We start from the raw sequence: 18,973 nt of genomic DNA on the forward strand, positions 1-18,973 counted from the left end.
ATTAAACAAAAAACCTGAAGAAACTACCTATACTTTGGATACTTAAATTACCACGGACCTTACGATTTTTAGTAGCATTCCGGATCCAGCTTCCCTTTCATTCTATGCCTAAAGGCGATCGGCTTTCTTGTTGGGAAAAAGCTGTACTAACACTAAGTATAAGCGTAACAACTAAGATAATGACTCCTAATCCGATATTCACAAAACGAACTCTTACATTATATGGTATACCCTTTCACAAAAAGAAAATAATAATAAATAAATCCGTTACAGAATGGGAGCTCTCTAAAAATGAAACGAAAAATATTTTCTCTCTTTGCACTAATCTGTTTAGCACTACCAATACAAGCTGGTGCATACACATTTCAATCACTACCAATTGAATCAAAGTCAAAACAGTGGTATATCGAAATTGATAAATCCCATAACGCAAACAAGCAAGCAGTGCAGACAAAACAAGGTGTATACGATACATATCGCTTACTCGTAAAAAACATCGGCAACGATGTGTCAAACGTAGCTGTAGAAATAGTTGATAACACCCCTACCTCTAAAGCTACTTTTAATCCTACTTTTCTAAATAGCAACGTTTCAAAAAATCAGACGAGCTTTGACTACATCGTATTCCCTTTAGATTTTAACAGCCACAATTTCAAAGTCGTCATCACTTGGGAAGAAAAGAATTTCTCTTACAACGGTCATCCGGTAAATGAAGGGAAACAAATGAAACAAACATTTGTATTTAATGAAGAGTAAGCCCTAATTTGATTAGGGCTTACTCTTCATTTACAAAACCAGATTGAATTGCTTCTGTCACTTCTTTTGTGATATCCAGTTTTGTTGCATCAGTGCTAATTTTCTTATGCCAAATATGTACGGAAGGCTTTTCGTTACAAAAATGTTTTATTAATACTAGTTGGTTATTTGCTAGCTTATTTTCTCTATGGGTAGCAATATAGACTGTGAAATTTTTTGCTTCAAAGATCTTTTCCTGCAAAGTGTATTGGCTGTCCAATTCCTTTGCTACTATATCGTTCAAGTTTTCTATAATCATATAAGTTATTCTCCTTTCCCTTATATCATCAATCAAATCGTCGAATACTTGGTACACATAATGCTACTCCAATTGTTACAAGCACTAATATAGCTAGTGTTATAATCGTTATCTCGCCACCTATGACAGTAGCTAACCAGCCTACAACCACATAACCTAGTGGCAATAAAGCAAATGAACCTAACATATCAAGGCTTGCCACTCTTCCAAATGCTTCTTCTGGTACAAGCTCTTGTAAACTTGTTTCCCAAATGAGTCCAAATATCATCATACCGAACCCTTCAATTGCCATTAATCCAATTAAAGCAGGTGCCCAAGCAATAAATGGCATTATTAAAAGCGCACAACCACTTATTAAAACACCACCATAGGCAAGTAATCCCCGTTTATGCCACCGTTCCCTCCCACCAAATATTAGCGCGGCAATTACAGCTCCAACACCAGAAGATGCCATTCCTAATCCATACACGTATGCTTCAAAATGATGATGAACATTAAATAACCATGGAATTAATACGACGATAATTCCCGCATAACAAATATTTATGAAAGAAAAGACTAAAATTGTAACCCATAGCCACGGATGACTTTTTAAAACGAAAACACCTTCCATAAACTCTTGTTTGTAATTGACCTTACTCTTTTCAATGGGTCTTACTTTTTTAAACTTTATTTCTCTTAAAAATAATAAACAAAAAAATGATAACAAATACGTTACTGCATCTAGTCCAAATCCTATTCCGGCAGATGCAACTGAAACGATCAATCCTCCAAGAGCCGGTCCAATTAATCGAATACCTTGATTACTCATTTGTGTTAATGCATTAGCTGCGTTTCGAATTTCTGGCACAAATACTTTTGCTCTTACAGCTGAATACGCTGGCTGAAATATGCCTTCCATAAGCCCATATAATGCCACTAGTACGTATAGAAATGGAATTGTTAAAACATCCATAAATATAAGTGTTGCAAGTAATAGCATTAATATACAGCGGATTATGTCTGTAAATAACATTAATTTTACTCGGTCAATTCGATCTACAACTAAACCCGCAAACGGTAAAGCAAGAATATTAGGTAGCATGTACATTGCCATTGTCATCCCCATTACAACTGTTGAACCAGTCAATGAATACACAACGACTGGCAAAATAACCATCGTTATAGAACTCCCTAAAGTCGAAAGTAATTGCCCAATCCACAAAAACTTAAAATGTCGTGACGCTTTAACTGGCAACAATAATTTACCAACATACCCCAAAGCTTTTTCTCTTTGTACTTCCCCTTGCATTTCTCTCTCCTCTTTTCAAATGATTATAGACTTTATAATATTTAACTAAAAATTTCTAATATTCTTTTTCGATTATATAAGAAACCATTATGTTATGGTAAATTTATCAAAATAAATATAAAGGAGAATACAATATTATGCCTCTAAATTCACATAACATCGAGCACCGCATCTATACAATGTGTATGATCCAGCGAAATAATGAAGTTTTACTTATAAAACGCCCCGATCATCGAGATTTTCCTGGCTACATAGCTCCTGGCGGAAAAGTAGATTTCCCAGAAAGCATATTACAAGCTGCTATACGAGAAGCTAAAGAGGAGACTGGACTGCACGTTTCTAATTTGACTTTCAAGGGATTAGACGAATATGTAAATCCGAAGGGAAATGTTCGATATATGGTATTCAACTATTGGACAGATTCATTTGAAGGCGAACTTCTTATGGACCCTCCAGAGGGCGAATTATTATGGGTACCAATCGATACAGCATTAAATCTTCCTATGCAAGATTGGTTTAAAGAAAGATTCCCATTATTTTTTGAAAAAGGTACGTTTGAAATTCAACGTGTTTGGGACCGAGACTTGGATAAACAAGTTGCTATGACAATTACGCATACGTAAAAAAGCTTGGAATCTCTCCAAGCTTTTCTTACTTCCCTTCTATTTTCTTAATCTCATAATCAATTTCTAAAAACTTAACTCCAAATATCCACATTCTATGATTAGCTTCTAATATGTGATTCGTGCCCTCTTTAATAACAAAAGTCTCTGCTAACGGTAAACGTATTGTAAAGAAACGCGTATGTAAATATATCCCCTCATCTCCCTTACCATTTCTTCTCAGCTTACTAGTAATGATTAAATCATTACTCTTATTACATAATTTCAAAACCCCTGTCATATTCGAATATGGTAAAGGTAATCCGATATTCATGTATGTCTCATTCTCATGTGTATGTTTTGAGTAAAGAGCTAAAAAAATAGATTCTCCTGCTTCATTTTTTCTTAGCCAAGCCCTTACATCCTCTCTTCCATCCTTCTCATCTATTATCCCAACGATAGAGCCATGCATCGTTTCCCACTTGCCGCCCATTCCTAAATGTATTTGTTCGATACGTTTACTCATTTTCTCATAGCAAAATGCAAGCGGGCGGAACCAACGATTCCATTTAATATGCGATTTTAACTCATACTCTTTTGTATTTTCATAAAATCGAATAATACTTAAAGGAATCTTCTTCGTGTCAAATACCTCACTATGAAAATCATTCATTTTATCAACTAAACCTTTGTATTCCTTGCTATCTATTAAATGTCTGTTATATAAAAACGCTTCCCCAACTGTCGCATTTCCTCTTAACCTGCTCATTGGTTTCCCGTAATATTTATAATTCGGAGCATTCTTTTCAATCATCCAACCGACAAATGCTGGTAACGCTACTCCAATTCCATTGACAACACCGTGAATCCAAACCATTTGAGCAATTGTAATCGTCATTACATGTGTCAAATTCCCATACGAATATATAAGTGAAAACATAATTGTTACCATGAGTGTACTAGACGATATGATTAGGAGAATCTTTGCACTAATAGCATTAAATTTCGTGCGCCAAACATAAATACCATAACTATAAATCGCACATAAATATAGGAACACTGCAAAAAATTCAAATACCCTTGAGTATGTAATTCCTATTGCAACTGTCATAGGTGAAATGACGATGATAAACATAATAGCATCATACACTTTACTTCTCTTTTCTCTTTTTCTCCCAATTAAACCAGCTGATAACGGCAATAAAAATGCCGAATAATGAAAATGTGCAGCGGTAAGCAAAACAATATCAGAACTAAAGTCCATAATGGAAAGCTTTGCTACTGAAGCAAAAAACCAAAAACCACCTAAAAACAAATACATAAACGCACTATCGATAGCCGTCTCTTCTAACGGTTTCCATCCTCTTTCTAGCAATCTACTTGCACCAAATAACGCAACAATTCCTGTATATACAAACCAAAGTAGTGCAAAGAAATAGTGATTTGTTACGAAAGCTAGCATTGCACTAATTGCTGCGATTGGAAATAAAAGCGATACAAATTTATAAAAGAATACATACGATCCATTTCTTGTTTTCTTATCAATAATGCAAAATGACATCGGTATAAATAACAAAATAGATAATAAAATAATTGCTTCAACTGGGTTTACATTTGACCACTCACATATTAGAAAAATAATATAACAAGCAAGCCCAACTATTATATTTTTCATTCTATTTATTTCCTTTCCACAAATGTTCCCTTATATGAAAATAATGAACCGATTAACGGATTACGTACTTGTACATGAATTCGAAAACATTGTAGTGTTTCATCATAACTTTCTACAATTTTTGCCTCTCCGTATAAAAATCTAGGTAACGGTATTTTTCTTCCAAACATAAAAAACCATTGTTTCTTTGAAGAAATATGCATTGCCCCCACCTCATCAATATGAAAATTCAATGTAGAAACAAGTATGTGCGGTTCACCAAAACAATCCACAATTTCATTATTCTCTTCATCCAACTGCATAACGGCATTAAAATATCTTTTCTTATTGTGAAAATAAAAAGTACGATTCCACCGCACAAGTTCATGTCCATGTTCATCTCGCTCAGCAGTATTATGTATTGTAAATGGCACTTCCTTCCCCCGCTCAGAGAAAAACATACGGAATTTCGATGCAATTTTTAATATTAATTTTACGAAAAAAGAGCCTCCATAAATTTCATCCATCTTTCCTTCCCCTGTGAAACTATTATCTTCTGTAATCGCATACCGCTTCTGTAATTCTGGATGAAGTTTTTTATAAGTATCTCCTAGTAATCTCTCATAAATATTAGCCATACATTATCCCTTTCTCGTCCTCTTGCAATTTTTTGCACTTGGTAAATTAAAACTATTTATATAACCAACAATCGATAACCCTATCAGTAGGATATTTAATGTAATTGGATTAAACGGCTCTGTAAAGCTTACGATATTCGTAAATCCTGCCGCTATCATTAAGGCTATTAACATAAAAATATGTACGATAAATACTTTTTGTTTTGGAAATGGCAACAGCCATATGACACCAAAAATAATTTCTAGCAATCCAATTATTTTAAGTACAAAAATACTATGTTCAGTTGAACCAATCATCACAGATAGCATCTTTACTTCTTCTGAATGAGTAAAAACTAGTTTCGGCACTATCCCTTGATACATCCATACAAAAGCAAATAAAAAACATACGAGCCAATATGTCATTGTTTTTCTAATTAGTAATCTAGGATGAAGTCCCTTTTCTAACCATAATTTTAAAGCATCAAAACTCCAAGCTGTCGCCCAACCTAATAACGGACGAAACATATAGGAATCTATTACACTCCCTATACGACCAAACCTCGTATCATAATCATATTGCGTCTCAAAATGAATGTGTTCTTCGGTCGGTGTATACTTCCAATAACCACGCCCTATTTGAATAAGAGATAATTTACTATCTGTCCAAAATTTTAAAGAAGAAATTCTTTCACCCGTTTCTTTTCTTATCTCACCTATTGATTCCCCTTCTCCAGCTATTTCAAGTCCAAATCCGATCTTTGTTTTATATAAAAACTTCTGTGGTTCTCCTTCTTTTTTCTCTAAATAAGAAATTTCAGTAAAGCGGGCATCCCACTCTGTATGTATATCTGGTTCCTGCGTATATTCCCATAATTTCTCCATTGTTGTGTTCATTTCTGCCGAAACATAAATAGGCTTTTCCCTCTTCATTCTTCCACCTCCAATGCACTATAAATTTAATGTACATGCAATGAATTTATTTTGCTACATTTTTCACAAACTTCCCCATAAAAAAGAAAGAATTTTTAAAATATATATAAAACACTTGATTCCCCGAAAAATTTAAATTATTATAAAACAAATGTTACCAACAACTTCATAAATCAAACACTCTCGCCTAAAACGTGAGATAGAGGTTGCGATACTTATGAGTAGTCTAATGGAGACACAGAGATGTCTATGAACTTAGATGAAAGGAAGTATTGCCGAAATTGATAAATTTCTCTGCATTTATCAATTGGGGCTGTTTTCGAATAGAAACAGAACTGTCATATGTACAGACGTGTACGTATGAAGAGCTATCTACAAAAAAGAGATATCATTTTTTATGATATTCCTTTTTTGGCGGTTTTTTTATTAGCTCCGTTTTCTGTTTCCCTTTTCCTGTAACAGCACCATCCTCACTTATTTGAGATGGTGTTTTTTGTTTGTCTTTCTGGTAACTACAGGAGTATTGGGATTTATATATTTCCTAATCTATTCTTAAAAATAGACGAAAGAAGGAATTTGTAATGGAAACAATTGTTCAAAAATTTGGTGGCACTTCTGTCGGAAGCGTCGAACGCATTCAACATGTAGCAAATTTGATTATTGAAGAATATGAACGAGGTCATAGCATTGTCTCTGTCGTTTCAGCAATGGGAAAAAGCACGGATGAACTTGTCGCACTCGCTAACGCTATTACAGAAAATCCAAGTAAACGTGAAATGGATATGCTTCTATCTACAGGAGAACAAGTAACTATTTCATTATTAACGATGGCACTGCAAGCAAAAGGCTATCATGCAATTTCATTAACAGGATGGCAAGCTGGTATTACGACAGAATCTGTACATAGTAATGCACGGATTACTGACATTCATACAGATCGTATTCAATCTTATCTTGCTGAAGGCACGATTGTTATTATAGCTGGGTTCCAAGGAGTCAGTGAAGAATATGAAATTACAACACTTGGACGCGGTGGCTCTGATACAACTGCTGTTGCATTAACCGCTGCACTGAAAGCAAAAAAATGTGATATTTACACGGATGTGACAGGCGTATACACGACGGACCCACGAGTTGTAAAAGACGCTTATAAATTAGATGAAATTTCTTATGACGAAATGTTAGAACTTGCAAACCTCGGTGCTGGTGTATTACACCCGCGTGCGGTTGAGTTTGCTAAAAATCATAATGTCGTTTTAGAAGTTCGCTCAAGTATGGAACAAGAAAACGGAACAATTGTAAAAGGAGAATGTAACATGGAACAACAATCAATCGTTAAAGGTATTGCATTTGAAGATAATATTACACGCGTCACAATGAAAGGATTGGAACAAGGTGCACTTTCAACAGTTTTCTCTACATTAGCAGCGGCACATATTAATGTAGATATCATCATTCAAAGTATTACAAATGAAGGAACTGTTCACCTCTCCTTCTCAATCCACTCTAATGATTTAAGAGAAACTTTAGAGGTATTGGAACAAAATCAAGAAACACTACACTATGAATCTGTAGAATATGAAAATCATTTAGCAAAAGTATCAATTGTAGGATCAGGTATGGTATCTAACCCAGGTGTCGCTGCGAATATGTTCACTACTTTAAAAGAAGAAAATATTCATATTAAAATGGTAAGTACATCAGAAATTAAAGTGTCTGTCGTTATTGACCGCCTTCATTTAGTAACAGGTGTGGAGGCACTGCATCAATCATTTATGGCGAAAGTTGAGCCTTTGGTTCAGATGAGTTAATTTTACATTTGGATTACAGCTTACAAACCCATATTAATCTATTTCCTTCCTATATAAATAGAAAGCTGTTTGCTTTGTATAGAGTGACAAGAAAGTTATTTACAACAATCGAGCCATTTGCGTACAGGATAGGAATATTTTGTGGGAAACTCGAAGTTATTTTATCGAATAGCAACTACATTATCAAATTCTTGAAATGATAGCATTCACGAAATAAAGTTCGCGCATATTTCAATAGTAGAGGATTTAGGAAGTGTTGTTCGTTAACAAGGTGTTATATACTATACCCGAAAACACTTTGTCACATTTTCCTACACTGTGACAAGGTGTTTTTTGTTTAGAAGAGATTTTAGTATAATTATAAGGATAATTAGATAATAAATTTATACATATAAGGAGATAAAGACTATGACAAACAACAGATTACTACGAATGGACAATGTCAGCATCGTTGTAGAATCCCTTGATAACGCAATCTCTTTCTTCGAGGAGATTGGCTTGAATCTCGAAGGGCGAGCTACTGTTGAAGGTGAATGGGCTGGTCGCGTAACAGGACTCGGTTCCCAGTGCGTAGAGATTGCTATGATGGTTACGCCAGATGGTCACAGCCGAATTGAACTTTCGCGATTTCTCACCCCACCTACTATAGCAGATCACCGGGCAGCTCCTGTAAACGCCCTCGGTTATCTGCGCGTCATGTTCACCGTTGAAGACATTGATGAAATGGTATCCAGACTTACTAAGCATGGTGCAGAGCTCGTTGGCGAAGTAGTTCAGTATGAGAACTCGTATCGACTCTGCTACATTCGTGGAACCGAAGGAATTTTAATCGGTTTAGCGGAAGAACTCGGTAACAAATAAGTAGGTGATGTTTTATAAAAAACCTTTACTGAAGTGAAAATATTTGAAGAAAATTCTTATTCAATAAAAAGAGCACTATTGTTGAATAAAACTTAGATTTTTAACCCCGTCCTAGCTTTAGAACGGGGTTATGCTTGTTTGAACTTTTTAACATACTATCAACATCCCAAAATCATTATAAAACAATTCAATTACTTGTTATACCCTTTCCTAGGAAATATAACGGACTCTTCTCACTTCTTATCATATATATCTTTTCTATTAAAAAACGATCGGAACTCATTCAAAATAACTTTCTTCATGTCAGTGTAAAAAACCATCATGAATAGTGAAATTCCTAATAAGATCTCTTGCATTCCTTCATAATCAATGAAAGCACTCACAATTAGCAAACCACATCCAATATAAAAACCAAATTCATTCTCTTTCTCAAAATCCTCATCTTCTTCATCAATATGTATTTTTTCTTTTAAATCTTGATTACCTTTTATTAATTCATCAAGCGTAACATTATACATTTCGCTCAATAAAATCAAATTTTCAATATCCGGAAAGCTTTTATCATTTTCCCACTTATACACTGCTTGCCTCGTCACACCAATCTTTTTAGCAACATCCTCTTGCGAAAACCCCTTTAGTTCTCGTAATTTTTTCAGCTGTTCTCCTATGCTCATAACGTCCCCTCCTTTAACAAATTATTACATAAAAAGAGATATAAATGAAAGAAACCATTAGTAAAACTCTCTGTAAACCACTCGTTTACACAACAAAAAAGGGAGGATAGCTCTATCCCTGAGCTACTCTCCCTCATAATTCTATTAAAACAGATGAATGTTTTCTTTCTTGCAAGCTTCACGTAAATCGTCAGGCCATACAGAAGATTGAACTTCACCAATATGTGCTTTACGTAGGAAGTACATGCACATTCTTGATTGTCCGATACCACCGCCAATTGTTAATGGTAGTACGTCTTCTAATATCCCTTTATGGAAATCATACTCACGTTTGAAATCTTCACCCGTTTTCGTTAACTGTTCATCAAGTGATTTACTATCAACACGAATTCCCATTGATGATAATTCGAATGAAGATTGTAGTACTGGGTGCCAGAATAAAATATCACCGTTTAATTTCCAATCATCGTAATCAGCTGCGCGTCCGTCATGCTTTTCACCTGAACGAAGTGCATCACCAATCCCTATAATAAAGACTGCACCGTGTTCTTTTGCAATTGCATGTTCACGATCTTTCGGTGTCAATTCTGGATATTTATCTTCTAGTTCTTGGGAAGTGATGAAAACAACTTCTTCTGGTAAATACTTTCCAAGGAACGGATATTTTTCAAACAAGTGATCTTCTAAATCTTTGAATATTCCATAAATTGTTTGTACTGTTTCTTGCAAGTAGTCTACAGTGCGCCATTCTTTTTGAACAATTTTTTCCCAATCCCATTGGTCAACGTAAATGGAATGTGTTTCATCAAGTTCCTCATCACGACGAATTGCGTTCATGTTTGTATATAAACCTTCACCAGCTTCATATCCGTATTCATGTAATGCGAATCTTTTCCACTTCGCTAGTGAATGCACAATTTCTAATTCTTCTCCTGAATGTAACATATCAAATTCAATTGGACGTTCTACACCGTTTAAGTGATCATTTAATCCTGATTTTTTCGTTACGAATAATGGTGCAGATACACGGAATAGTTCAAGGCGTTTTGCTAATTGATCCTCGAAAAATGTTTTAACTTCCTTAATTGCGATTTGAGTCTCTCTTACTGTCATTAATGATTGATACATGGTGGTTTCCTCCTAAAATGTTTGGATGTTGTGAAAAGAAGCCAACAAAAAAAGCCCTTCTTTCCCAAAAAACTGGGACGAAAGGCTTTGGTTCCGCGGTACCACCCAAATTAGCAACAGAGGTTGCTCACTTATACAGTACGGAGATGAAATATCTCGATACTGTTCTTCTTGTAACGGCGAAGTTCCCGGCTAAGTCTACTTTCCTATAAAGGATTTCGGTTAGCAACTCCAGGAGGTTCTTCATAATAGGCTTCGTATCAGGCTCGCACCACCCCTGACTCGCTTAGACTACATCCTACTACTACTCGTCCTTTCATAGTCGTTTTGTTGTCACATCTCTGAAACATTTTATTAATGATTATTCTATACAAAAAATAAAGAAAGTCAACAAAAAGTTTTAAAATATTTTTCAATTCTTTATTTTACGGCTTTATTGATTGTTTCCAATATACCCTCTTTACTTCTTTTGCCTTGTCAATCCCAAAAATGTTTCACTAACCGAGACTAACATATACACAACAAGTAATGTAATCGTTCGAAATATAGAATCCGCAGTATTTCGTATTATTTTCATTTTCTTTGTAATTCCTTTCAGTTTACTTGCAAATTCATGTTATACTATAGCATTCAAGCAGTTTATTTTTACTTAAAGTAATCATAGTCATTTATAAAGAGTATTTTCTAAATCATTGACTATTATCAAATAAGATTTTTATATAACGGAGTGATCATATGAGCAAAACGAAAGCAAAACCGAAAAAAGGTGTAGGACAAGGTACAGGAAGTAAAGGATGGAATCGTTGGCAATCAAGTGCAAAGAAAAAGGCAGCTGCAAAGCCATACAAAAGTAAAGGTACAAAGAAGTAAAATAAATAGTGTCTTATTTCTTTACTTTGTTCAAAACAAAATATTATTATTACAACAAAAAGCTATGCTCTCATAAATTTGAAAGCATAGCTTTTTCATATTAAATCATTAGAATATCTCGTATTTCTTCCTCCGTAATAGAAGATAATTTCTCTTCTCCCGGCTCAATCACTTCAGCGATTAAATTTTTCTTACTCTCTTGCAGTTCATGCATCTTTTCCTCAATTGTGCCGTGAGCCACTAATTTAATAACTTGTACCGTATTTTTTTGTCCCATTCGATATGCTCTATCTGCTGCTTGTTGTTCAACAGCTGGATTCCACCATAAATCGTACAATATAACTGTATCGGCACCCGTTAAGTTAAGGCCTGTACCACCAGCTTTTAAAGAAATGAGAAATAGGTCTCCTTCGCCTTCGTTAAACCGATCACATAGCTCTACACGTTCTTGCGAAGGGGTATTTCCGTCTAAATAAAAGTATGGAATTGCTTGACGATTTAACTCACGGCCAATAATGGAAAGCATCTTCGTGAATTGAGAAAAGATAAGAATTCTCTTCCCTGTACTTCTACATTCCTCTAAAATCTCTAACAGTTGTTCAAATTTAGCTGAACTGCCCTTATAATCATCAACAAACAAAGCAGGGTGACAACAAATTTGGCGTAATCTTGTTAATCCCGCTAAAACTCTAATTTTATTTTTGCGTAACGTATCTTTATCTAAATGTTTTAACGTTTCTTCTCTTAACTTGGCTAGATAAGCAGCATAGAGACTTTTTTGATCGGGTAATAACTCCGATGACTGTATATGCTCTATTTTATCAGGAAGCTCCTGTAATACGTCCCCTTTTAATCGCCTTAATACGAATGGTTTCACTCGCTTCGCTATATCTTCACGTCTTAAATCACCGAACTCTTTTCTTCCTGGTAATAATTCCGGGAATACGACATGAAAGATAGACCATAGCTCTTCTAATGAATTTTCTACAGGTGTCCCTGTTAATCCGAAACGATATTCAGCTTGAATCGTTTTCACTGCTCTTGCAGTTTGTGTTGTAGGGTTTTTAAATGCCTGTGCTTCATCAAGAAATAGCGTATGAAATGGCCTCGCATACGATTTTATATCTCTTCTCAGTAATGGATATGACGTAATTACGACATCAAATTCTGTTATATCTTTTAATATTTTTCGGCGCTCTGCTTGATTTCCATCGGCAATAACCGCTCTAATATGCGGGGCAAATTTTTTCAATTCACTAAGCCAGTTATAAACAAGTGATGACGGTGAAACGACTAATATGGGCAGCTTCTTCTCTCGAATTTCAGGCAACACAGAATCTATATAAGCAATACTTTGCAACGTTTTTCCAAGTCCCATATCATCTGCTAAAATACCGCCAAAACGGTAATGAGCGAGTGTTTTCATCCACTCGAATCCGTATATTTGATACTCTCTCATTACAGCATGTAAAGTTTGCGGCACTGTAAACTTTAATTTTTTCGGATTTTGAATGCTTTCAACTAACTCTTGAACAGACTCGTCTAAACTTAAAACGTTTCCTTCATGAAGTCCGTTCATCCATTTTACACTCCGAATAAGTGGAACATTCACTTCTTCCCCATGTAAAAATTCTTTCCGAATACCTGATTCTTTTACAAACTGATTAATTTCATTAAACTCTTTACTCTCCAGTGATAATAACGAACCATTCGCTAATCGATAATATTTACGTTTCTCTTCAAGAGCCGCTAATACCCCTTTAATTTCAGCTTCCGGTATTCCTTTTATATCAAAACGAAATGACAACCAATCCATTCTTTCTTTTCTTCTTACTCTAATAAGAGGAGCTGTATCCCCTTTATGAATACGTAATTTAATTGCTGTCGTCGCGTAAATATCAACTAAGCCTTTTAACGTTGGAACGACGTGATATAAAAAGTTATACTCAGCCTCTTCATTATGCATAAAGTAACCACCTTCTGTTTTCGCGAAGGCACTTTCACTCATAACGTCTAAAATCTCTTTTTCCTTTTTCTCATCACGATTAAAAACTGACGGCTGCCCGTCTTCTTCTAGCGGATTAATCATGACGTTTCCATAATGGAATTCAAGACCTGCTAACAAACGATTTTTCACACGATCTAAATACAGTTTTGCTTTTAGCGACGGCGTTTCAACACGATCTGATATCACTTCATCAATGCGTACTGTTCCAAGTTTCATTAATCCTGGCACAACTTTCGCTACGAAATGTTCCATCTTACTTTCAGGAATATAAAACTGATTGCTATTTGAGCGATTCATCATCTTTTGCAATTCAATAAGTCGCATACAATCTTCCATAGGTAAATGATATAATTTCCCATCGTAAAGAGCGTTGTTATACATTTCCATAACTTGAACACGATTTAGGCCGTCTATATGAAGTGTAAATCCGCCATTATTTCCTTTCGTAAACTCAAAATGTAATGGCAATAAACCGTTTGAAACTTGTAATCCCTGAAACTGTTGTTCATTTTGTTTCAGCTGTACATACTCAACTTTAGAAAGTGAAGAGAGCATGTCTTTCCATGAAGCTGGCGGTATAAATATCATACTTTCATCTTGTTTCGCGTGTACTTCTAACGCATCTTCATACATTTTTTCATTATGATACATTTTAATCAGCTGCTGAATAACCGCATCCGTTTCTTGCCTGAAACTATGTACATCTGGTGTATATGTAAATTCATTAGAACAATGAAAAGTCTCTCTCTTCTCCACTTTAGAAAGAAATTCTCTAATATGATTTATAAAATATGTTTTCGCAAGTTTTAACTGAATTCCAAGAAGAGCCCCACCACTTTTCGTCGCTACTGGTGAACATATAAACGCAACATCTAATATTTCACGTGTATCAAAACGGTGTTGTTTACTTTTGGGCTTCAGTGGTTTGTCTGCAAACAACTGAAACATCCCATTCGCTAATTGATCATTTCCGCTCATATTTTCACTACTAGCAGGGAGCATGCCACCCGTTTGCTGATTATAATTGATTTGTATTAATACGGCTGCAACATGTTGACAGTAAGTTTGAAGAGACGCTAACGAAGGGCAACTACATCTCGCAACTACATCACCTTTTTGAGCTTTTTCTACTGTAACATGAAAATCTTCGTTCCCTTTTACCGTCGCTTCGCAAATTTCTTTCGTTTCATCATAATGATTCACGATTACTTTATTTGATTTATAATAAGCTTCCCCTCTTTTATATGAGGTCTCTCCGCATACTTCTTTTATAATCGATTTATTTAATGTAAAACTCATTGTTTTGACACTTCCTTAATGTAAAACCATTTTCTCTTACTTAACATTTTACATGCTCCACGAGAAAATATAAAATGTTGATTTAACAAAAAAAGATGCCTATTTATAAGCACCTTTTCACTCTATCTCCATCAGCCGTTTCGCCTCAAAATACAACACTTGAATAAATTTTTTCGTATTAATTCGTATATGGCCAGAAGTTGCTATTTCATCCTTTGTCATTTCTGTCATTCGTTTTCTAACTACAGTGAAATCAAAAAACTTCGGAGCATAACTTTCAAATTTCGGATTTGAAAAGTCTGTTAGTCCGAGGGAAGCTAAATGATTCAATGATTGATAAATCGCTCTTCTTACACGTTGTTCAGATGCTTTTCTCTCCTTATCTATATCTGCATCCGAAGCTATATGATCTAATTTTTTTAATGTTATTTGGTGAAAGATATCTTTTAACGCAGGAAATCCAAATTCAAATGTTTGCGCCTTTTCTTGTCCATATAAATATTCCAGCATACTAAGTAAATCTTTACTGCCATTCTCTCCCGCAATACCGAGTTCAGATAGTAAAAAGCGTCCTGAATCTGATATCTTTTTCCCTTCTTGCACCGGTTCATTGCGCATTTGCGGCTGCTCCCACTGAAACACGTTATTCAATGATTTTTGAATATCATGTATGGAACGCTCCAAGCGAATCCGTTCCATTACTTTTCGTACGACAGATTCAACTTCAATTTTGTTTAGTGGTTTCGTGATATAATACTCCACACCAAGTGTATACGCCTCACCAATGAGCTGTTTCGATTCAACTTGAGAAATCATAATAATTTTCCCATTGAATGCAGGCGCTATATGGCGAACTGTTTCAATGCCATCTCTCATTGGCATGAGTAAATCAATAAATAAAATATCTACTTTTTTATAATTTAGCTGTTCTGCTTCAATATACGCTCCATCTTCCGATTCTCCAATTACTTCCCCTAGATCGCCATCCTCAATAATTTGCGAAAGCATCGAACGGAAAACTTCATCATCATCTACAATATAATAAAACAAACTTATTCCCCTTCCCGCTTTAAACTGCACTCCGGTAAATAAACGATAAACTTACACCCTTTTCCAGTTTCATTGTCTTCTAACCTTACTTCTCCGCCGAGCTCTGTTACCATTTCGTGTATGTAAGAAAGTCCGATTCCTGTGGACGGTGTTCCCGTTTGATCATACTTTGAAGTAAACCCGGGCTTAAATACTAATTTCTTATACTTTTGTGCAATACCAGGGCCATCGTCAATTACTTCAAAGATTACATGTTGCTCTCGTTTATATAACTTAATACGAATAAGACCTCTATCTTCAATTGCCTCTACTGCATTAGCAACTAAGTTATTAAAGATTGATAGCACTGTATACACGTGATATGCAGCGTGCTCACCTTCTATATGTTTAGAAAAACGTATATGTTTCTCTAGCATTTCAGCATACTTTTCATTTATTCTTACAATCATTTCTGTAAGCTCATGTCCTTCTACATACTCAGCCACATTTTTATCTAATAACAGTTTAGATAATCCTGCAAAAATCCTTTGATTATCTTTTTTTATTTCGTGCACTTCTCCTGCTATTTTCAATGCTATTTTACTATTTGAGGCATCGTTCGCTTGTAAATTTCGATATAGTTGATATGCTTCTTGTGTAATCAATTCTGCATTTTGTAACGTTTTTTTCAAATGAACAGATTCTACATATAAATTGGACAAGTGCATTAACATTTTTTCATTTTCTTTTCGAACTTGTGATTCTTTTAATTTCGTTTCATATAAATTCATCATATTTAAAAAGCCAAGCGCAAAGAAACTGCGGAAAATAGCAATAATGATAAGTTTATTCACTTCAGAAACTGTTATTGTTGTACCGATCACTACCATATGATAAATCGCTAGCTCTGACATACTTGCAATAATTTCAATTGTAATTCCAAGGCATCCAATAACGATTGGTCTCTGATGAAACTTATTCACCCTACAAAGTGAAAAAAGACTTCCATAAATAAAATAATAAAAGAACACAGGATAACGCAAATAAAATGATTCTGTCATATGGAATGAACCTTGCAATACCCAGTCAAGACATACACGGAATAAAACGACACATATACCGACAAGAATACCTGCAGCTGCTGCTGGTATTCTTCTTAAAAAGAGTAATAAAAAGAAGAAAAGTGGTGTCCCAAAGCTAACGCGAAACGTATCGTTGAAAGGATGAAAATTAAGCTCTCCAGCAATCGGAACAACAACCATTAGTATAATTAAAAGGGATATATCTTTCTTCCATAATTGATTCCAATTCAAAAGTGCCACTTCCTATACTTTTTTTCAATAGTAAAAGTGAAAGCCCGTTTATTATGATAAACGGGCTTTATTTCTATATTCTAACCTTTTCTACCGCTTTTATTTGACGATATTCTGGTTCCCATATTGCTTCTTTCACTGCAATCTTGATATCATTATCACTTAATTTCACTCTAGCAACACCTTCTGCAACTGCAACTTTCGCTACTTCAATCGCAACCATTTCCGAGATATTACGTAACTCTTCGACTTCTGGTAAGATAGGTGCTCCTGGCTGACTTGTATCTACCATGCTTGCAACCGCTTCAGCTGCTGCTGCGAACATTCCATCCGTCATGACGCTTGCACGAACAACAATTGTACCAAGACCCAGTCCAGGGAAAATAAGTGCGTTATTTGATTGTCCAATTACATACGTTACACCGTTATATGTAACTGGTTCAAATGGACTTCCTGTTGCAACTAATGCTCTTCCCTCTGTCCATTCAATTAAATCTGCTGGTTTTGCTTCAGCAAGTGGCGTCGGATTCGACATTGGTAAAATGATTGGTCTTTCTACGTGAGAAGCCATTTCTTTAATAATCTCTTCTTTAAATGCGCCTGCAACAGTAGATGTACCAATTAAAATTGTCGGTTGTACATGTTTCACAACTTCAGCAAGTCCGATTATATCATTTTCTTTCCACTCACTTACTTCTGCTTCTTTTCTTGCATATGGCATTTGGAAATCAAGAAGATCTTCCATGTTATCTGTAACTAATCCGTTACGGTCAATACACCAGAAACGATTATGTGATTCTTCATCTGATAATCCGGCGCGAACCATCGCATCTCTAACTTGATCTGCGATACCGATTCCAGCCGTACCAGCACCAAACACTACAACGCGGTGTTCACTTAACGGTACACCAGAAGCTTTTACTGCTGATAATACAGCAGCAAGCGAAACTGCACCTGTTCCTTGAATATCATCGTTAAACGTACACACGTCATGGCGATATTTATCTAAAATTTTTCGTGCGTTACGAGAACTGAAATCTTCCCAATGCAGAAGTGCTTTCGGGAATTGTTTATTTACCGCTTGAACAAATGTATCAATATATTCATCGTAAGCTTCACCTGTTATACGAGGGTGACGATTTCCAATATAAAATGGATTGTTTAATAATTCTTCACGATTTGTACCTACATCTAAAATTACCGGTAATACACGGCTAGGATCGATTCCAACTGCAGCCGTATAAACAGCTAATTTTCCGATTGCGATGTTAATACCACCAACGCCCCAGTCACCAATTCCTAATATACCTTCTCCATCTGTTACAACGACTAAATCAATATTTTCTGCTGTTGCACCGATATTGGCGAACGCTTCTTCAATACCTGACGGATCGTTAATTGATAAATACACACCACGTGGTTTACGATATTCATGACTATATCTTTGAATTGCTACACCGACAGTTGGTGTATATACAATCGGTAACATTTCACGTAAATGATCTGTTAAAATACGATAAAATAATACTTCATTTCGATCATGTAATGCCGTTAAGTATACATTCTTTAATAAATCATCCGGCTGAGAACAAAATTGTTCGTATGCTCGGCGCGCTTGTTCTTCTAACGTTAAAACCGCTGGCGGTAATAACCCTTTTAAACCTAATTCTTCTCTCTCTTCTTGCGTGAAAGCGACCCCTTTATTTAAAAGTGGTGTTGATAATACTTCTACTCCTCTTAATGTCGTTTCTAATGAACCATTAGAAGCTACTGTAAACTTACTCATAACATCCCTACCTCTATTCATATATAGCATTTCTATATTGTAA

Annotated in this window: 16 protein-coding genes, 1 riboswitch and 1 other annotated feature; of the genes, 5 read left to right on the forward strand and 11 right to left on the reverse strand. The window is 35.3% G+C overall.

Annotated features, from left to right (window positions below; genetic code table 11):
* Nucleotides 1-291: 291 nt before the first annotated feature.
* On the forward strand, nt 292-756 hold the full coding sequence (locus ACXY7N_RS03965) for a hypothetical protein (protein WP_016134128.1): 465 nt from the start codon (nt 292-294) through the stop codon (nt 754-756).
* A gap of 19 nt (nt 757-775) precedes the next feature.
* On the opposite strand, the gene ACXY7N_RS03970 is transcribed toward ACXY7N_RS03965, so the two are convergent.
* Both ACXY7N_RS03970 and ACXY7N_RS03975 read right to left on the reverse strand, forming a co-directional pair.
* Nucleotides 776-1,054, reverse strand: coding sequence for a hypothetical protein (locus ACXY7N_RS03970; protein WP_016134127.1), 279 nt, complete (start codon nt 1,052-1,054; stop codon nt 776-778).
* 28 nt (nt 1,055-1,082) lie between these two features.
* Nucleotides 1,083-2,345, reverse strand: coding sequence for an MFS transporter (locus ACXY7N_RS03975; RefSeq protein WP_088083586.1), 1,263 nt, complete (start codon nt 2,343-2,345; stop codon nt 1,083-1,085).
* 137 nt (nt 2,346-2,482) lie between these two features.
* Here ACXY7N_RS03975 and ACXY7N_RS03980 point away from each other — a divergent pair, with 137 nt between their 5' ends.
* Complete coding sequence (locus tag ACXY7N_RS03980; protein ID WP_016088427.1) at nt 2,483-2,968, forward strand: 8-oxo-dGTP diphosphatase; 486 nt, start codon at nt 2,483-2,485, stop codon at nt 2,966-2,968.
* A gap of 28 nt (nt 2,969-2,996) precedes the next feature.
* Here the strand turns inward: ACXY7N_RS03980 and ACXY7N_RS03985 are convergent, their stop codons facing one another.
* Genes ACXY7N_RS03985 through ACXY7N_RS03995 form a run of 3 tightly spaced genes read right to left on the reverse strand, consistent with a single transcriptional unit; the run spans nt 2,997 to nt 6,151 of the window.
* Nucleotides 2,997-4,622 (reverse strand): YndJ family protein, encoded by a 1,626-nt coding sequence (locus tag ACXY7N_RS03985; protein WP_016088428.1) that lies wholly within the window; start codon nt 4,620-4,622, stop codon nt 2,997-2,999.
* A gap of 5 nt (nt 4,623-4,627) precedes the next feature.
* Entirely contained in the window at nt 4,628-5,239 is a 612-nt protein-coding gene (locus tag ACXY7N_RS03990) for a DUF4166 domain-containing protein (RefSeq protein ID WP_016088429.1), read from the reverse strand.
* A 3-nt stretch (nt 5,240-5,242) separates the two neighbouring features.
* The gene (locus ACXY7N_RS03995) at nt 5,243-6,151 is read right to left on the reverse strand and encodes a DoxX-like family protein (RefSeq protein WP_016088430.1); all 909 of its coding nucleotides are present in this window, start codon (nt 6,149-6,151) and stop codon (nt 5,243-5,245) included.
* A gap of 192 nt (nt 6,152-6,343) precedes the next feature.
* A riboswitch (Lysine riboswitch) is annotated at nt 6,344-6,530 on the forward strand.
* A 202-nt stretch (nt 6,531-6,732) separates the two neighbouring features.
* On the opposite strand from ACXY7N_RS03995, the gene ACXY7N_RS04000 reads away from it, so the two are divergent.
* Both ACXY7N_RS04000 and ACXY7N_RS04005 read left to right on the forward strand, forming a co-directional pair.
* Nucleotides 6,733-7,962 (forward strand): aspartate kinase, encoded by a 1,230-nt coding sequence (locus ACXY7N_RS04000; protein WP_088083585.1) that lies wholly within the window; start codon nt 6,733-6,735, stop codon nt 7,960-7,962.
* Between the two features lie 408 nt (nt 7,963-8,370).
* A complete protein-coding gene (locus ACXY7N_RS04005; RefSeq protein WP_000184018.1) occupies nt 8,371-8,823 on the forward strand; it encodes a VOC family protein in 453 nt (150 codons plus the stop codon).
* A gap of 233 nt (nt 8,824-9,056) precedes the next feature.
* Here ACXY7N_RS04005 and ACXY7N_RS04010 read toward each other — a convergent pair whose 3' ends face one another.
* Nucleotides 9,057-9,497: a helix-turn-helix domain-containing protein gene (locus ACXY7N_RS04010; protein WP_016088432.1), complete on the reverse strand. Its 441-nt coding sequence runs from the start codon at nt 9,495-9,497 to the stop codon at nt 9,057-9,059.
* A 144-nt stretch (nt 9,498-9,641) separates the two neighbouring features.
* A complete protein-coding gene (gene asnA / locus ACXY7N_RS04015; RefSeq protein ID WP_016088433.1) occupies nt 9,642-10,625 on the reverse strand; it encodes an aspartate--ammonia ligase in 984 nt (327 codons plus the stop codon).
* Nucleotides 10,626-10,695: 70 nt separating this feature from the next.
* Nucleotides 10,696-10,954 (reverse strand) — a binding site (T-box leader).
* Between the two features lie 406 nt (nt 10,955-11,360).
* Between asnA and ACXY7N_RS04020 the strand changes: the two genes are divergently transcribed.
* The gene (locus tag ACXY7N_RS04020; RefSeq protein WP_000047588.1) at nt 11,361-11,495 is read left to right on the forward strand and encodes a DUF3934 domain-containing protein; all 135 of its coding nucleotides are present in this window, start codon (nt 11,361-11,363) and stop codon (nt 11,493-11,495) included.
* 100 nt (nt 11,496-11,595) lie between these two features.
* Here the strand turns inward: ACXY7N_RS04020 and ACXY7N_RS04025 are convergent, their stop codons facing one another.
* The 4 genes from ACXY7N_RS04025 to malS all read right to left on the reverse strand — a co-directional run bounded on the left by ACXY7N_RS04025 (nt 11,596) and on the right by malS (nt 18,930).
* A complete protein-coding gene (locus ACXY7N_RS04025; protein WP_488592293.1) occupies nt 11,596-14,802 on the reverse strand; it encodes a DEAD/DEAH box helicase in 3,207 nt (1,068 codons plus the stop codon).
* Between the two features lie 117 nt (nt 14,803-14,919).
* The gene (locus ACXY7N_RS04030; protein ID WP_016134120.1) at nt 14,920-15,852 is read right to left on the reverse strand and encodes a response regulator; all 933 of its coding nucleotides are present in this window, start codon (nt 15,850-15,852) and stop codon (nt 14,920-14,922) included.
* A gap of 2 nt (nt 15,853-15,854) precedes the next feature.
* A complete protein-coding gene (locus ACXY7N_RS04035; RefSeq protein WP_098412643.1) occupies nt 15,855-17,153 on the reverse strand; it encodes a sensor histidine kinase in 1,299 nt (432 codons plus the stop codon).
* 64 nt (nt 17,154-17,217) lie between these two features.
* Complete coding sequence (gene malS, locus ACXY7N_RS04040; protein ID WP_016134118.1) at nt 17,218-18,930, reverse strand: oxaloacetate-decarboxylating malate dehydrogenase; 1,713 nt, start codon at nt 18,928-18,930, stop codon at nt 17,218-17,220.
* Between the last annotated feature and the right edge of the window lie 43 nt (nt 18,931-18,973).

The sequence above is a fragment of the Bacillus sp. 5w2 genome (assembly GCF_054353775.1).

What these genes read in the sequence shown, in the direction of transcription:
- ACXY7N_RS03965 (WP_016134128.1), top strand. Translation starts at nt 292, where the DNA reads ATGAAACGAAAAATATTTTCTCTCTTTGCACTAATCTGTTTAGCACTA.
- ACXY7N_RS03970 (WP_016134127.1), bottom strand. Translation starts at nt 1,054, where the DNA reads ATGATTATAGAAAACTTGAACGATATAGTAGCAAAGGAATTGGACAGC.
- ACXY7N_RS03975 (WP_088083586.1), bottom strand. Translation starts at nt 2,345, where the DNA reads ATGCAAGGGGAAGTACAAAGAGAAAAAGCTTTGGGGTATGTTGGTAAA.
- ACXY7N_RS03980 (WP_016088427.1), top strand. Translation starts at nt 2,483, where the DNA reads ATGCCTCTAAATTCACATAACATCGAGCACCGCATCTATACAATGTGT.
- ACXY7N_RS03985 (WP_016088428.1), bottom strand. Translation starts at nt 4,622, where the DNA reads ATGAAAAATATAATAGTTGGGCTTGCTTGTTATATTATTTTTCTAATA.
- ACXY7N_RS03990 (WP_016088429.1), bottom strand. Translation starts at nt 5,239, where the DNA reads ATGGCTAATATTTATGAGAGATTACTAGGAGATACTTATAAAAAACTT.
- ACXY7N_RS03995 (WP_016088430.1), bottom strand. Translation starts at nt 6,151, where the DNA reads ATGAAGAGGGAAAAGCCTATTTATGTTTCGGCAGAAATGAACACAACA.
- ACXY7N_RS04000 (WP_088083585.1), top strand. Translation starts at nt 6,733, where the DNA reads ATGGAAACAATTGTTCAAAAATTTGGTGGCACTTCTGTCGGAAGCGTC.
- ACXY7N_RS04005 (WP_000184018.1), top strand. Translation starts at nt 8,371, where the DNA reads ATGACAAACAACAGATTACTACGAATGGACAATGTCAGCATCGTTGTA.
- ACXY7N_RS04010 (WP_016088432.1), bottom strand. Translation starts at nt 9,497, where the DNA reads ATGAGCATAGGAGAACAGCTGAAAAAATTACGAGAACTAAAGGGGTTT.
- asnA (WP_016088433.1), bottom strand. Translation starts at nt 10,625, where the DNA reads ATGTATCAATCATTAATGACAGTAAGAGAGACTCAAATCGCAATTAAG.
- ACXY7N_RS04020 (WP_000047588.1), top strand. Translation starts at nt 11,361, where the DNA reads ATGAGCAAAACGAAAGCAAAACCGAAAAAAGGTGTAGGACAAGGTACA.
- ACXY7N_RS04025 (WP_488592293.1), bottom strand. Translation starts at nt 14,802, where the DNA reads ATGAGTTTTACATTAAATAAATCGATTATAAAAGAAGTATGCGGAGAG.
- malS (WP_016134118.1), bottom strand. Translation starts at nt 18,930, where the DNA reads ATGAGTAAGTTTACAGTAGCTTCTAATGGTTCATTAGAAACGACATTA.